This window comes from Pseudomonas sp. MPC6, from assembly GCF_006094435.1.
GTDB lineage: Bacteria > Pseudomonadota > Gammaproteobacteria > Pseudomonadales > Pseudomonadaceae > Aquipseudomonas.
On sequence record NZ_CP034783.1, the window covers coordinates 5,961,702 to 5,977,134 of the forward strand.

The 15,433-nt window shown below is 61.0% G+C and carries 13 protein-coding genes; 4 read left to right on the forward strand and 9 right to left on the reverse strand.

Annotation, left to right across the window (positions count from 1 at the left end; genetic code table 11):
- Nucleotides 1–9: 9 nt before the first annotated feature.
- The 4 genes from gatB to ELQ88_RS29800 all read left to right on the forward strand — a co-directional run bounded on the left by gatB (nt 10) and on the right by ELQ88_RS29800 (nt 3,458).
- Nucleotides 10–1,455: an Asp-tRNA(Asn)/Glu-tRNA(Gln) amidotransferase subunit GatB gene (gene gatB / locus ELQ88_RS29785; protein ID WP_138969103.1), complete on the forward strand. Its 1,446-nt coding sequence runs from the start codon at nt 10–12 to the stop codon at nt 1,453–1,455.
- Nucleotides 1,456–1,597: 142 nt separating this feature from the next.
- On the forward strand, nt 1,598–1,969 hold the full coding sequence (locus ELQ88_RS29790; protein ID WP_128873024.1) for a septal ring lytic transglycosylase RlpA family protein: 372 nt from the start codon (nt 1,598–1,600) through the stop codon (nt 1,967–1,969).
- A 50-nt stretch (nt 1,970–2,019) separates the two neighbouring features.
- Complete coding sequence (locus ELQ88_RS29795) at nt 2,020–3,081, forward strand: calcium/sodium antiporter (protein ID WP_128873025.1); 1,062 nt, start codon at nt 2,020–2,022, stop codon at nt 3,079–3,081.
- A complete protein-coding gene (locus ELQ88_RS29800; RefSeq protein ID WP_128873026.1) occupies nt 3,078–3,458 on the forward strand; it encodes a carboxymuconolactone decarboxylase family protein in 381 nt (126 codons plus the stop codon). The genes ELQ88_RS29795 and ELQ88_RS29800 overlap by 4 nt, the downstream gene beginning before the upstream one ends.
- A 154-nt stretch (nt 3,459–3,612) precedes the next feature.
- Here the strand turns inward: ELQ88_RS29800 and ELQ88_RS29805 are convergent, their stop codons facing one another.
- The 9 genes from ELQ88_RS29805 to ELQ88_RS29845 all read right to left on the reverse strand — a co-directional run bounded on the left by ELQ88_RS29805 (nt 3,613) and on the right by ELQ88_RS29845 (nt 15,298).
- The gene (locus tag ELQ88_RS29805) at nt 3,613–4,554 is read right to left on the reverse strand and encodes an AEC family transporter (RefSeq protein ID WP_128873027.1); all 942 of its coding nucleotides are present in this window, start codon (nt 4,552–4,554) and stop codon (nt 3,613–3,615) included.
- A gap of 181 nt (nt 4,555–4,735) precedes the next feature.
- The gene (garD, locus tag ELQ88_RS29810; protein ID WP_128873028.1) at nt 4,736–6,289 is read right to left on the reverse strand and encodes a galactarate dehydratase; all 1,554 of its coding nucleotides are present in this window, start codon (nt 6,287–6,289) and stop codon (nt 4,736–4,738) included.
- Nucleotides 6,290–6,300: 11 nt separating this feature from the next.
- On the reverse strand, nt 6,301–7,674 hold the full coding sequence (locus tag ELQ88_RS29815) for an MFS transporter (protein WP_346342827.1): 1,374 nt from the start codon (nt 7,672–7,674) through the stop codon (nt 6,301–6,303).
- A 179-nt stretch (nt 7,675–7,853) separates the two neighbouring features.
- Nucleotides 7,854–9,299, reverse strand: coding sequence for an aldehyde dehydrogenase family protein (locus tag ELQ88_RS29820; protein WP_138969105.1), 1,446 nt, complete (start codon nt 9,297–9,299; stop codon nt 7,854–7,856).
- A gap of 75 nt (nt 9,300–9,374) precedes the next feature.
- The gene (gene kdgD / locus ELQ88_RS29825; RefSeq protein ID WP_128873031.1) at nt 9,375–10,286 is read right to left on the reverse strand and encodes a 5-dehydro-4-deoxyglucarate dehydratase; all 912 of its coding nucleotides are present in this window, start codon (nt 10,284–10,286) and stop codon (nt 9,375–9,377) included.
- Between the two features lie 438 nt (nt 10,287–10,724).
- Nucleotides 10,725–11,474 carry a FadR/GntR family transcriptional regulator gene (locus tag ELQ88_RS29830; RefSeq protein ID WP_178084719.1) on the reverse strand — a complete coding sequence of 250 codons (750 nt, stop codon included), beginning with the start codon at nt 11,472–11,474 and terminating at the stop codon, nt 10,725–10,727.
- Between the two features lie 178 nt (nt 11,475–11,652).
- Nucleotides 11,653–13,380, reverse strand: coding sequence for an ABC transporter ATP-binding protein/permease (locus ELQ88_RS29835; protein ID WP_138969106.1), 1,728 nt, complete (start codon nt 13,378–13,380; stop codon nt 11,653–11,655).
- Nucleotides 13,381–13,476: 96 nt separating this feature from the next.
- Entirely contained in the window at nt 13,477–14,043 is a 567-nt protein-coding gene (locus ELQ88_RS29840) for a response regulator transcription factor (protein WP_128873033.1), read from the reverse strand.
- Nucleotides 14,036–15,298: an ATP-binding protein gene (locus ELQ88_RS29845; protein ID WP_128873034.1), complete on the reverse strand. Its 1,263-nt coding sequence runs from the start codon at nt 15,296–15,298 to the stop codon at nt 14,036–14,038. Before ELQ88_RS29845 ends, ELQ88_RS29840 begins: the two co-directional genes overlap by 8 nt.
- Nucleotides 15,299–15,433: the final 135 nt, after the last annotated feature.

Genomic DNA, 15,433 nt, shown 5'->3' on the forward strand with positions numbered 1-15,433 from the left:
GAGAAACACATGCAATGGGAAGTCGTGATCGGGCTGGAGATTCATACCCAGCTCACCACCCGGTCGAAAATTTTTTCCGGTAGTTCCACCACCTTCGGCTCCGAGCCGAACACCCAGGCCAGCCTGGTCGACCTGGGCATGCCCGGCGTACTGCCGGTGCTGAACCAGGAAGCGGTGCGCATGGCGGTGATGTTCGGCCTGGCGATCGACGCCGAGATCGGCCAGCACAACGTGTTCGCCCGCAAGAACTACTTCTACCCGGACCTGCCCAAGGGCTACCAGATCAGCCAGATGGAGTTGCCGATCGTTGGCAAGGGCCACCTGGACATCGCCCTTGAAGACGGCACGGTCAAGCGCGTCGGCATCACTCGCGCGCACCTTGAAGAAGACGCCGGCAAGAGCCTGCACGAAGAGTTCACCGGCGCCACCGGCATCGACCTGAACCGCGCCGGCACGCCGCTGCTGGAAATCGTCTCCGAACCGGACATGCGCAGCGCCAAGGAAGCCGTGGCTTACGTCAAGGCTGTCCACGCGCTGGTGCGTTACCTGGGCATTTGCGACGGCAACATGGCCGAAGGTTCGCTGCGCTGCGACTGCAACGTGTCGATCCGCCCGAAAGGCCAGGTTGAGTTCGGCACGCGCTGCGAGATCAAGAACGTCAACTCGTTCCGCTTCATCGAGAAGGCGATCAACACCGAAGTGCAACGCCAGATCGAACTGATCGAAGACGGCGGCAGGGTGATCCAGCAGACCCGCCTGTACGATCCGAACAAGGACGAAACCCGGCCGATGCGCAGCAAAGAGGAAGCCAACGACTACCGTTACTTCCCCGATCCGGATCTGCTGCCGGTGGTCATCGAGAACTCGTTCCTCGACGAGGTGCGCGCCACCCTGCCGGAATTGCCACCGCAGAAACGCGAGCGTTTCCAGGCGCAGTTCGGCCTGTCGGTCTACGACGCCAGCGTCCTGGCCACCAGCCGCGAGCAAGCCGATTACTTCGAAAAAGTCGTGGTCATCAGCGGCGACGCCAAGCTGGCGGCCAACTGGGTGATGGTCGAGTTGGGCAGCCTGTTGAACAAACAGGGCCTGGACATCGACCAGTCGCCGGTCTCGGCCGAGCAACTGGGCGGCATGCTGCTGCGCATCAAGGACAACACCATCTCCGGCAAGATCGCCAAGGTGGTGTTCGAAGCCATGGCCAACGGCGAAGGCAGCGCGGACGAGATCATCGACAAGCGCGGCCTCAAGCAAGTGACCGACAGCGGCGCCATCTCGGCAGTGCTGGACGAGATGCTCGCGGCCAATGCCGAACAGGTCGAGCAATACCGCGCGGCAGACGAAGCCAAACGCGGCAAGATGTTCGGCTTCTTCGTCGGCCAGGCCATGAAAGCGTCCAAAGGCAAGGCCAACCCGCAACAGGTCAATGAGCTGCTGAAAAGCAAGCTCGAAGGCTGATTGCAATGGAGCCAGCACTCAAGCCTGGCTCACCCCCCTGTAGGAGCAAGCTTGCTCGCGATGGAGTATCAGTCGACATCTTAGTAGCTGACACACCTTCGCGAGCAAGCTCGCTCCTACAGTTGCTTCGGGAAACCTTTGAATGAAACGTCTACTCAGTGCCTGCGCCCTGCTCTCCCTGCTGGCCGGTTGTTCCAGCAACGACATCATCGATCCACACGGCTACGACAAGACCGGCACCGCCTCCTATTACGGCGCCAGACACCAAGGCAAACGCACCGCCAGTGGCGAGCGCTTCAACAAAAATGCCCTGACCGCCGCTCACCGTCAGCTACCCTTTGGCACACGGGTGAAAGTCACCAACCTGAACAACGATAAATCCTGTGTAGTGCGCATCAACGATCGCGGGCCACATACCCGTGGGCGTCTGATCGATGTTTCACACGAGGCTGCCGAACGCCTGGGCATGCTCAGAAGCGGTACCGCACGGGTTCGTGTGCAAGCCCTCGACTGACCGACGGAGCCTCGACCATCTTCGGACTTGCCGATTTACCCCTGCTCAGCGTGATTGAACTGCTCAGCGGCCTGTTGTTACTGATCGCCGGCGCCGAACTGATGGTGCGCGCCGCCGTGCGCCTGGCCGCGCGGCTGCATGTTCGCCCGCTGATCATCGGCCTGACCATCGTCGCCCTCGGCAGCAGCGCGCCGCAGATGGCGGTCAGCCTGCAAGCGACCCTGGCGCACAACGCCGACATCGCCGTCGGCAGCGTGATCGGCAGCAGCATTTTCAACATCCTCGTCACCCTCGGGCTCTCGGCGCTGATTATCCCGCTGCGGGTGTCACGGCAACTGGTGCACCTGGATATTGCGCTGATGATCGGCGCCAGCCTGCTGGTGTTCATACTGGCGTGGAATGAAGAGCTGACCCGGGTCGACGGCGTGCTGCTGCTGGCAGCGCTGGTGCTGTATCTGGGCTTGCTGCTGCGCCAGTCGCGGCACTCGGCCCGTCCGCAATCGACTACCCAGGATGTGGCGCAAGCGCCGTGGTTCAGCAGCCTGCTGATGATCGTCGTCGGGCTGGCAATGCTGGTGTACGCCGGGCATCTGCTGTTGGGCGCCGCGGTGTCGGTCGCCACCGATCTTGGGCTTTCCGAGCGGATCATCGGCCTGACCATCGTTGCCGTCAGCACCTCCCTGCCGGAACTGGCCACCTCGTTGATCGCGGCGTTGCGCGGAGAACGTGAGATCGCCGTGGGCAACGTGGTCGGCAGCAACCTGTTCAATCTTCTGGGCGTGCTGGGCTTTACCGCGCTGATTGCGCCGTCGCCGCTGTCGGTGTCGCCCAATGCCCTGGATTTCGATTTGCCGGTCATGCTCGGCGTCGCAGCGCTGTGCCTGCCGGTGTTCTATTCCGGCTACCGGATGACCCGGGCCGAAGGCCTGCTATTTCTGGGCCTGTACCTGGCGTACGGCCTGCATGTGGTGTCGTTCACCACGGGTATGCCGTTGGCCGGCAAGCTTGAACACCTGATGCTGTTTTTCGTCCTGCCGGCACTGGTGGCGTATTTGCTGTTCACGTCGCTGCGCGCCTGGCGTCGCCAACACCACAAGAGGGAATTGCCGTGACCGATAATAAAAAGCCTGGCGTTGAAGTCCGCCGCCAAGTGATGGGCGACGCTTTCGTCGATCGCGCGCTGGGCAATGCCACCGAGTTCACCCAGCCCCTGCAGGACTTCGTCAACGAGCATGCCTGGGGCGGCGTCTGGAACCGCGAAGGCCTGCCACTGAAAACCCGCAGCCTGATCACCCTCGCCGCGCTGACGGCGTTGAAGTGTCCGCAGGAACTGAAAGGCCATGTGCGCGGTGCGCTGAACAACGGTTGCACCGTGGAGGAAATTCGCGAGGCGCTGCTGCATTGCGCGGTGTATGCCGGAGTGCCGGCGGCCATCGACGCGTTTCGGGCGGCGCAGGAAGTGATCGATAGCTACAAGAAGCCGGAGTAATCGTCGGTATTGGTGGTGATCGTTCGGCCGTCTTCGCGAGCAAGCCCGCTCCCACATTTGACCGAGTCGTACCCAAATTTTGTGTGGGTGGAGATCAAATGTGGGAGCGGGCTTGCTCGCGAAGAGGCCCGATAAAACACAACAAATCCGGAAGCTAGATCCACCCGCCCCACTGCAACAAAAAAATCCCGACGTTGGTGGTGACCGCCGCCATCAAGGTGGTGATCACGATGATCGCCGCCGCCAGTTCGTGATTGCCATTGGCCTGGCGGGCCATGACAAAGCTGGCCGCGGCGGTCGGACTGCCGAAGTACAGGAACAGAATGCCCAGTTCCGCCCCGCGAAACCCCCAGAGCCAGGCCCCCAGCGTCGCCAGGATCGGCAGGCTGATCATCTTCACCAGGCTTGAACTCAGCGCCATCGAGCCGCTTTTGCGCAGTGCCGCCAGCGACAGGGTGCCGCCGATGCAGATCAACGCCAAGGGCAAGGTGGTTTGCGCCAGGTACTGCCCCGAGGTCTCCAGCCAACCCGGCAAACCGATCTTGAAGTAGGCAAACGGCGCCGCCGTAAACACGCTGATGATCAGCGGGTTGATCATCACGCTTTTAAAGATGCTCCACGGGTCGGACTTGATCACCGGGCTGTACACCGCCAGCACGATGGTCGAAAGCGTGTTGTAGAGCAGGATCACCAGTGCCGCGAGAATCGCCCCCAGGGAAATCCCATAGTCACCGTACATGCTCGCTGCCAGCGCCAGGCCGATCACTCCATTGTTGCCGCGAAACGCACCCTGGGTGTAGATGCCCCGGTCTTCCCGTGGGCACTTCCAGATCGCCCAGCCCCAGGCAATGGCAAAACAGACCAGGGTGGCGATAGAGAAGTAGATCAGCAGTGCCGGTTGCAACGCGGCGTGCAGGTCGGCATGCAGGATGCCCAGGAACAGCAATGCCGGCATGGTGACGTTGAACACCAGGGCTGACGCGGTGTGAATGAAGTTGTCGTTGATCCAGTCGATGCGCTTGAGCAGCACCCCCAGAAACAGCATGGCAAACACCGGCGCGGTGATGTTCAGGGTTTCGAGGAAGATAGCCAGCATGCCGGGGGTCACCTTGGGTGGGCGTCGTCAGGGGGCGAATGATAAGCCACCTGGGACGTTGGCGTCTGGTAGAACGCCTTCGCTGGCAAGCCAGCTCCTACAGGTCCGCGTCGTACGCATATTTTGTGCTCGACGCAAATCCTGTAGGAGCTGGCTTGCCAGCGAAGCAGTCGACTCGGTCTTACGTGATCGGCGCCGGGTTGAACAAGGTAATGTCGTTATGCAGCTTGTGCCGCTCCGCCCACGTTTGCTTCTTGCCGCTGGCCACATCCAGGTAGTAGTGGAACAACTCCCACCCAAGGTCCTCGATCGAAGCCCGCCCGGTCGCGATCCGTCCGGCATCGATGTCGATCAGGTCCGGCCAGCGCTGCGCCAGTTCGGTCCGGGTCGAGACCTTCACCACCGGTGCCATCGCCAAACCATAAGGCGTGCCGCGACCGGTAGTGAACACATGCAAGTTCATCCCCGCCGCCAGTTGCAAGGTTCCGCAGACAAAATCACTGGCCGGCGTCGCGCAGAAAATCAGCCCTTTGCGCTTGAAGCGCTCGCCAGGGCCAAGCACCCCATTGATTGCACTGCTGCCGGACTTGACGATCGAGCCCAGTGACTTCTCGACGATGTTCGACAACCCGCCCTTCTTGTTGCCCGGCGTGGTGTTGGCGCTGCGATCCGCCTCGCCCTTGGCCAGGTAACGGTCGTACCAGTCCATTTCCCGCACCAGTTCCTGGGCGACTTCTTCGGTTTCGGCGCGGGACGTCAGCAGGTAAATGGCGTCGCGCACTTCAGTGACTTCGGAGAACATCACCGTCGCGCCAGCCCGCAGCAACAAGTCCGAGGCGTAGCCCAGCGCCGGGTTGGCGGTGATGCCGGAGAACGCATCGCTGCCACCGCACTGCATGCCGAGGATCAATTCTGACGCCGGCACGGTTTCCCGGCGACGCTGATCGAGCTTCTTCAAACGGGTCTCGGCCAGCGCCATGATCTGCTCGATCATCTCGCTGAAGCCATGACTGGAATCCTGCAAGCGGTACAGCCAGGGTTCGCTCAAATCCACCGAGCTGTCGTTCTCGTGCATCACCTGCCCGGCCTGCAACTTCTCGCACCCCAGGCTAATGACCAAGGCTTCGCCACCCAGGTTCGGGTTGCGCGCCAGGTTGCGCACGGTGCGGATCGGGATGTACGCGTCAGTCGCGGTAATCGCCACACCGCAGCCGTAGCTGTGGGTCAGCGCCACCACGTCATCGACGTTCGGGTACTTGGGCAGCAACTCGTCCTTGATGCGCTTGACCGCATGGTCCAGCACACCCGTGACGCACTGCACGGTCGTGGTAATCCCAAGAATGTTGCGCGTGCCGACGGTGCCGTCGGCGTTGCGGTACCCCTCGAACGTAAAGCCTTCCAGCGGCGCCTGTGCCGCCGGCACCTCGGTGGACAGCGGCAAGCTGTCCAGCGGTGGCGCGGTCGGCATGCGCAGTTGATCTTCCTTGACCCAGCTGCCGCGTGGAATCGGGTGTAACGCGTAGCCAATGGTCTGGCCGTAGCGAATCACCTGGCCGCCCTCGGGAATATCCTCCAGGGTGACCTTGTGGCTCTGCGGCACGAAGTCCAGGGTGACCAGGCCGTCCGCAAACTCGGTGCCGGCCGGCACCCCCTGATCGTTGACCACAATGACCACGTTGTCCCGCTCGTGCAGGCGGATGTAGCGCGGCGAGTCGGAATGTTCAATCAACTGCATGACGCCGCTCCTCAGGAATGCGCTTGGGATAGTTTGCTGTTGGTTTCAGGGCCGCTGACAGGCGGCTCTTTCAACACCACACGTTTGATCGGGCCAACGATCACCAGATAGCTGAACACTGCAACCAGTGCGTTGCAACCGACGAACACCAGCGCCCATTTGAACGAGCCGGTGGAACTGATGATGTAACCGATGACGATCGGGGTGGTGATGGAAGCGATGTTGCCGAACATGTTGAACAGGCCACCGCTCAAACCGGCGATCTGTTTCGGCGAGGTGTCGGACACGACCGCCCAGCCCAATGCGCCAACGCCTTTACCGAAGAAGGCCAAGGCCATGAAGCCGACCACCATCCATTCGACGTCCACGTAGTTACAGGCCACGATGCTGCTGGAGACCAGCAAACCGGCAATGATCGGCGCCTTGCGGGCGAAGGTCAGGGAATGGCCTCTGCGCAGCAGATAATCGGAAATCACCCCGCCCAGCACGCCACCAATGAAGCCGCAAATGGCCGGCAGCGAGGCAATGAAACCAGCCTTGAGGATGGTCATGCCGCGTTCCTGCACCAGATACACCGGGAACCAGGTCAGGAAGAAGTAGGTGATGCCGTTGATGCAATATTGGCCCAGATACACGCCGAGCATCATGCGGTTGGTCAGCAACTGGCGGATGTAGTCCCACTTCGGACCGTCGACCTTTTTGCCTTTGCCTTTGTCCTGGTCCATGTCGACCATGCCGCCGTTGTCGGCGATGTGCTTGAACTCGGCTTCATTGATCATCGGATGCTGGCGCGGGCTGTGGATAACTTTCAGCCAGATCCCCGAGAAAATGATGCCGATCACGCCCATGACGATAAACACGTGCTGCCAGCCGAAGCTGTAGACAATCCAGCCCATCAACGGTGCGAACAACACGGTGGCAAAGTACTGCGCCGAGTTGAAGATCGCCGACGCCGTGCCGCGTTCCGCCGTCGGGAACCAGGCCGCGACGATGCGTGCGTTACCGGGGAAGGATGGCGCTTCGGCCAGGCCTACCAAAAAGCGCAGCATGAACAGCGCAACCACCGCCGTAGACATGCCGAACTCGCCGACATAGCCCTGCAGCACGGTGAACAGCGACCAGGTGAAAATGCTCAGCGCGTAGATTTTTTTCGAACCGAAACGGTCCAGCAGCCAGCCACCGGGAATTTGCCCGGCCACGTAGGCCCAACCGAATGCGGAGAAGATATACCCGAGGGTGACCGCGTCGATGCCGAGGTCTTTTTGCAGGCTGGAACCCGCAATGGCGATAGTGGCCCGGTCGGCGTAGTTGATGGTGGTCACCAGGAACAGCATGAGCAAAATCAAATAGCGGACGTGGGTTGGCTTGGTCGCTTGCATGTAGATGTACTCCCACTGATTATTTTTATGCGGGGTGAAACGGGTGTGCCTCCTCTGTAGGAGCTGGCTTGCCAGCGAAAGCGGTGCGTCATTCAACAGTTGTGTCGACTGATACGCCGCCTTCGCTGGCAAGCCAGCTCCTACAGGGGGTCGCGGTATCGATGCCGATACCGCGGCGTTTCCTGTCAGGAACCGATGTAGCTGGTCTTCACGACCGTGTAGAACTCTTGCGCATAGCGACCTTGCTCGCGAGATCCATAGGATGAACCTTTACGCCCGCCGAATGGAACGTGGTAGTCCACGCCCGCCGTCGGCAGGTTGACCATCACCATCCCGGCCTGGGAGTGGCGCTTGAAGTGGTTGGCGTACTTCAGCGACGTGGTGGCGATGCCCGCCGACAGACCGAACTCGGTGTCGTTGGCCATTTCCAGCGCAGCGTCGTAATCGGCCACGCGCACGATGTTGGCCACCGGGCCGAAGATCTCTTCGCGGCTGATGCGCATGGCGGCTTCGCTGTCGGCAAACAGCGTTGGCGCAAGGTAGTAGCCTACGGTGTCGCAGGTCACCAGACCACCGCCGCTGACCAGACGCGCACCTTCGGACTGACCGATGTCGATGTACTTCAAGTCCTGTTCAAGCTGGGCTTGCGAGACGACCGGACCGATATCGGTGCCGGTTTTCAGCGCGTGGCCGACCTTGATCGACTTCATGCGCTCGGCCATGGCGTCGACGAACTTGTCGTGAATCCCGGCAGTGACGATGAAACGGCTCGAAGCGGTGCAACGCTGGCCGGTGGAGTAGAACGCACTCTGCACCGACAGTTCGACCGCTTGCTTGAGGTCGGCGTCGTCGAGAATGATCTGCGGGTTCTTGCCGCCCATTTCCAACTGCACCTTGGCCTGGCGCGACACGCAGTTGACGGCGATCTGACGACCGACACCCACCGAGCCGGTGAAGCTGATGCCGTCGACTTTAGGGCTCTGCACCAGCGCATCGCCCACCACTCGACCGCTGCCCATCACCAGGTTGAACACGCCGGCCGGGAAGCCGGCGCGGGAGATGATTTCCGCCAGCGCCCAGGCGCAACCCGGTACCAGGTCCGCCGGTTTCAGCACCACGCAGTTGCCGTAGGCCAGGGCCGGAGCGATTTTCCACGCCGGGATCGCGATCGGGAAGTTCCACGGGGTGATCAGACCGACCACGCCCAGCGCTTCGCGAGTGACTTCCACATTGACGCCCGGACGTACCGATGGCAGGTAGTCGCCGGACAGGCGCAGGCACTCACCGGCGAAGAACTTGAAGATGTTGCCGGCGCGGGTCACTTCGCCGATGGCTTCGGGCAGGGTCTTGCCCTCTTCCCGAGCCAGCAGAGTGCCAAGCTCTTCGCGGCGGGCGAGGATTTCAGTGCCGACTTTATCCAGTGAATCGTGGCGAGCCTGAATGCCCGAAGTGGACCAGGCCGGGAACGCGGCGCGAGCGGCGTCGATGGCAGCGTGGACCTGAGCCAGATCGGCCTTGGCGTATTCACCGATGGTATCGGTCAACTCCGATGGGTTGATGTTGGCGCTGTAGTCGGCACCGGTGACCCATTGGCCGTTGATGTAGTTATCGAAACGCTTTGTATCAGCCACAATCTTTCTCCTGAACATAAGAGTCCTGACGCAAAAGGCCGCTGATTGCTCAGCGGCCTTCCTCAATCGGTTTTTTTACTGGGCGCCCTGCTTGTCGATCAGCGCGGCCAGAGCTTCGTACTCTTCCGGCAGCAGATCGGTCAGCGGCGCACGCACAGGACCTGCGTCATAGCCGACAATTTTTGCCCCGGCCTTGACGATGCTCACCGCGTAACCGGCCTTGCGGTTACGGATGTCCAGGTACGGCAGGAAGAAGTCGTCGATGATCTTGCCGACAGTGGCGTGATCTTCCCGGGCAACGGCGTGATAGAAATCCATCGCGGTTTTCGGGATGAAGTTGAACACCGCGGACGAGTAAACCGGTACGCCCAGCGCCTTGTAGGCTGCGGCGTAGACTTCCGCGGTCGGCAGCCCGCCCAGGTAGCTGAAGCGATCGCCGAGGCGGCGACGGATCGACACCATCAACTCGATATCGCCCAGGCCATCCTTGTAGCCGATCAGGTTCGGGCAGCGCTCGGCCAGGCGTTCCAGCAGCGGCGCGGTCAGGCGGCAGACGTTACGGTTGTAAACCACCACGCCGATTTTCACCGATTTGCACACGGCTTCAACGTGGGCAGCCACGCCGTCCTGGCTGGCTTCGGTCAGGTAATGCGGCAACAGCAACAGGCCCTTGGCGCCCAGACGCTCGGCTTCTTGAGCGTATTCGATGGCTTGACGGGTCGAACCGCCGACACCGGCCAGAATCGGCACGCTGGTTTCGCAGGTGTCGACGGCGGTCTTGATGATTTCCGAGTATTCGCTGGCCGCCAGAGAGAAGAACTCACCGGTGCCGCCTGCGGCGAACAGTGCCGAGGCGCCGTATGGGGCCAGCCATTCGAGACGCTTGATGTAGCCCGCGCGATGGAAATCGCCCTGAGCATTGAAATCGGTAACCGGGAAAGACAGCAGACCGGAAGAGAGGATGGACTTCAGTTCTTGTGGATTCATTATTCGAACACCCTGGGTAGCGACGTTATGTGTGAGAAAAGCGTTCAGCCTGCGCCGAAGTTGTAGGTCATCGTACAACTTAAAAAATAACCGTCAACTGCATTTCATCGCCGAGGGTGAAAATTGTTCGACAAGATGGGCTGATGACTAATGCTTCAGGGCCTTTGCCGCAGAAAAAAAGCGTGCAAAAACACCGCACCCGATGGGGCGTTTAGGAGATACGTTGTCGGAAGAGGGAATGAGGGATTAGCGAGGGTAGCTTGTTTCAGCACAGCCCCAGAGAATTGCGGCAGGGCTGCGGCCCCCTTCGCGAGCAAGCCCGCTCCCACATGGGATCGAATATGAACACAGGGTTTGTGAACACTCGCAATTTATTGTGGGGAGCGGGCTTGCTCGCGAAGGCGGCCTGTCAGGCAATGGATTTACTGAGTCAAATGTTTACCCCCGCTGCGCCTCAGCCTCTTCATGGGCATGACGCAACCGCTCACGGCTGTTGGTCAGATGCAATCGCATCGCTGCACGAGCCGCATCGGAATCCTGGCGGGCAATCGCGTCGTAGATCTCTTCGTGCTCACGGCTCAGGCGATTCATGTAGTGCTGCTGGTCATCATGGGCCAGGCGTGCCGAGTTCAGTCGCGTACGCGGGATGATGCTGGTGCCCAGGTGGGTCATGATGTCCGTGAAGTAACGGTTGCCCGTCGCCAGGGCGATTTGCAGGTGGAACTGGAAGTCCGACGCCACGGCATCACTGGCGTGGGAGACACTTTCATTCAACGCGTCCAGCGCCGCTCGCATCAGCGCCAACTGCTCGGCGCTGCGACGCTGGGCGGCAAGGCCGGCGGATTCCACTTCCAGGCTGATGCGCAGTTCGAGAATCGCCAGCACGTCACGCAGGGTGACCACGGTCGCCGGGTCGATTCGAAAACCACTCGGGCTCGGGGTATCGAGCACGAAGGTGCCGATGCCATGACGGGTTTCAACCTGCCCTGCCGCCTGCAACCGCGAAATCGCCTCGCGCACCACCGTACGGCTGACGCCATGGGCCTCCATGATCGCCGACTCGGTGGGCAATTTGTCACCGCGCTTGAGGTGACCGTCGCGAATCTGCTCGGACAGCACCGTCACCAATTCCTGTGCGAGGCTGCGGCGCTTGCGAGGGAGGCGTGGCGTGTCGATCGGGTTTTCCATGGTGAACGTCATTCTCGAAAAATTCGGCTGAATCCGCATCATAGCTCAACGCGGTTGTACGATCACCCACCCCCCTTGTAGGAGCTGGCTTGCCAGCGAAAGCGGTGTGTCATTCAGCATCTCGCTGACTGATGCACCGCCTTCGCTGGCAAGCCAGCTCCTACAGGGATGGTGGTGTTCAGGCCGTCACGGCCTGGTCCACCAGATGCCCATTCTCGATACGAATGTGCCGTGGGTGGAAGCGTTTCAGGCTGCTGCGATGCCCGACGCTGACGATGCTCAAGCCCGGTATCTCATCGATCAACGCTTGATACAGCGACGCCTCATCCTCTTCATCCATCGCCGAAGTCGCTTCGTCCATGTACAGCCATTGCGGGGCATAGAGCAGCGCACGGGCAAAGGCCAGACGTTGCTGTTCACCCGGCGACAGCATGCGCTGCCAGTGATTGGCTTCGTCCAGTCGCGCCACCAGATGCGGCAGGCGGCAGGTTTCCAGCACATGAACGTAGCGCTCGTGCGGGTAGGTATCGCCGGCCTGTGGATAACTCAACGCCTCGCGCAGCGTGCCAATCGGCAGATAGGGTTTTTGCGGCAGGAACAGATACCGCGCCGCCGGCAGACGAATACTGCCGTGGCCCGCTGGCCACAAATGCCCCATTGCCCGCAGCAAGGTCGACTTGCCGCTGCCGGAACGGCCGCTGAGCATGACGCGCTCGCCCTCCTCCACGGTCATGTCGGCGCTGGTCAGCAGGTGACGACCGTCCGCCAGGTCGAGGCCCAGGTTGTGTACCTTCAACTTCGGGCCCGAATTCTGCACGTCGATCATCGGCGCGCGCTCTTCGTTATCGGTCATCGCCTGGCGGAAACTCAGCAGACGATCACAGGTAGCGCGCCAGGAGGCGAGGTTCTGGTACGCGCTGATGAACCAGCTGAAGCTCTCCTGCACGTTGCCGAACGCCGAGCTGATCTGCATCAGCTCACCCAGTTCGATCTTGCCCGCGAAGTAACGCGGCGCGGCGACCATGAATGGAAAGATGATGGCGGCCTGGCTGTAACCGGCTGTAAAGAACGTCAGGCGCTTGGACACCTTCATGATGTCCCAGAAGTTGTGCCAGACCAGGCCAAAACGACTGCTCAAGCGACGGTTTTCATTCGGCTCACCGTTATAGAGCGCGATGCTTTCGGCATTCTCGCGAATCCGCACCATGGAGAAACGCAGGTCAGCTTCGAAGCGTTGTTGCTGGTTGTTCAAGCCGATCAGGCGACGACCGATCAAATGCGTCAGCCAGCTGCCGATCACCGCATAGACCAGCACACACCAAAACATATATCCGGGAATGGTAAAACCGTAGACTTCAATACTGCCCGACACACCCCACAGGATGATCGAGAACGACACCAGGCTGACAATATTGCGCAGCAGTCCAATGCCCAGTTCCAGGGTGTTCGAGGTGAAGTTGTTGAGGTCTTCGGAGATCCGCTGATCCGGGTTATCGGTGTAACCGCCTTGCTCGAGCTGGTAGTAATTCTTGTTGCCTAACCAGCGGGCGAAATGCTTTTCGGTAAGCCATGCCCGCCAACGGATGGTCAGCATCTGGGTCAGGTACAGCCGGTATACCGCGCCGACAATCGCTACCGCCGCAATCACGCAGAAATACAGGATCAACCGCCAAAACGCAGCCTCATCCTTTTGTTGCAGGGCATTGTAGAAATCCTTGTACCAGGTGTTGAACCACACCGAAATGCCCACGCTGACCAGCGACAGTGCGATCACCGCGATCAGCAACGTCCAGGCCTTGCCCTTCTCTTCGCTGCGCCAGTAAGGCGTGATCATCGCCCAGACTTTGCGAAAGAACTGCCCGCGCACAGCATCATTGACCGCGGAATATTCAGCGTTCTGATTCATGGAAAAGGCTCATTGGAGAAAAGAACACACACGAACCGATCATAGATGATCAGTTCGTGTTGTAACGCGATGGGACAACAATTGTTCAGCACCGGTTCAGCGACGGACCGGGCGCTTCTGCAGTTTGCGCTGCAGCGTGCGGCGGTGCATGCCCAGGGCGCGGGCCGTGGCGGAGATGTTGCCTTCGTGTTCGGTCAGCACGCGCTGGATGTGTTCCCATTGCAGGCGGTCCACGGACATCGGGTTTTCCGGCACCAGGGTGTCGAGGTCGGCGTGCTCGGACAGCAAAGCCGCCAGCACGTCATCGGCGTCCGCCGGTTTGCACAGGTAATTGCAGGCGCCGCGCTTGATCGCCTCGACGGCGGTGGCGATGCTCGAGTAACCGGTGAGGATCACCACGCGCATTTCCGGGTCCAGCTCCAGCAGCTTGGGCAACAGCACCAGGCCGGAATCGCCGTCCATTTTCAGGTCCAGCGCCGCATAGTCCGGCAGATCGGCCTGGGCGATGATCAGGCCTTCTTCGGCGGAACCGGCAGTGCTGACGCGAAAGCCGCGACGGGCCATGGCACGGGCCATGACGCGGGTAAACGTTGCGTCGTCGTCTACCAGCAGCAAATGCGGCAGTTCTTCGCCTTCGCCTTCGACTTGAATCTCGTCACTCATGTTCGTCTCCTCGGGCGACACGGGGCAGGCGCAGCTCGGTGAGCGTGCCGCCTTCCTCATGACTGTAGAGTTTCACTGAGCCGCCGGCGCGTGTCACGCTGGCCTTGCTCAAAAACAGGCCCAGGCCGAAACCTTTGCCCTTGGTGGTAAAAAACGGCTTGCCGATCTGCTCGGCAATGGCCAGCGGCACACCGGCACCGTGGTCGCGGATGCTGATGGTCAAATCCTCGGCATTCCAGTCCAGCGTCACTTGCAGCCCTTCGGGGCAAGCATCGGCGGCGTTATTGAGCAAATTCAGCAGCGCCTGGGTCAGGTCCGGCGGTGGCGCCATGCGTGGCACGGTGCCCTGGCCCAGGCGCTGGAAGCGATAACTGGCTTCCGGACGCATCAGGTGCCAGCGGTTCAGGGCTTCGTCGAGCCAGTCGGTGACGTCCTGCATCTCCACCGCCAACCGGCGATTGGCCTCCGCTGCCCGAACCAGCTGCTGCAAGGTTTGCTTGCACAGCTTGACCTGATCCTGCAGCACACTCAGATCGTCCTGCAACATCGGGTCGTGGTGGTCCTGGCGCATTTCCTTGAGCAACACGCTCATGGTCGCCAATGGCGTGCCCAGTTCATGGGCGGCGCCGGCCGCCTGGGTCGCGACGGCCAGCAGCTGCTGGTCGCGCAGGCCCTCTTCGCGACGAATGGCACGCAGCTCTTCCTGACGGCGCAACTCCTCGGCCATGCGCGCGGCAAAAAAGGTAATGACCGCCGCGGCCAGGGCGAAACTCAGCCACATCCCGTACACCTGCAGATTTTCCCGAGCGATCGGGAAGGTTTGCAGCGGGTAGAAACGCGCCAGCAACAGGGTGTACATCGTCAACGCGATACCGGACAGAATCACCGAATACCGCCACGGCAAGGTCACCGCGGCAATGGTCAGCGGCACCAGGTAATAAGAGACGAAGGGGTTGGTCGAACCGCCGGAGAAATACAGCAAGGCACTGTGGATAAACAGGTCGCATGCCAGTTGCACGGCGTACTCAAGCTCGGTGACCGGCCACGAGGTACGCAGGCGAATCGCCGTGAACGCACACAACAGCATCGAGCAGCCGAGGGTCGCGGCCAGTTGAAACCAGGGCAGCGGCAGCAGCTCGAGCCAGTAAGCCAGGCCCACGGAACCGGCCTGGGCGGCCAGCACCAAAGTGCGGATGAACGTCAGCCGCCAGAGATTCTGGCGAGTCGCGGAAGTGATTTGAACGGGGGCGAGCATGAGCTCTCCTGATGAGCGCTCCAGGCGGATCGCAGGGAGTATAACCAAGCACGGGGGCTGGCAGGCGAAAGTGCGGCAAACGGCCACATGGCAGACCGAACCCTGACGCGCCCCCCTGTAGGAGCTGGCTTGCCA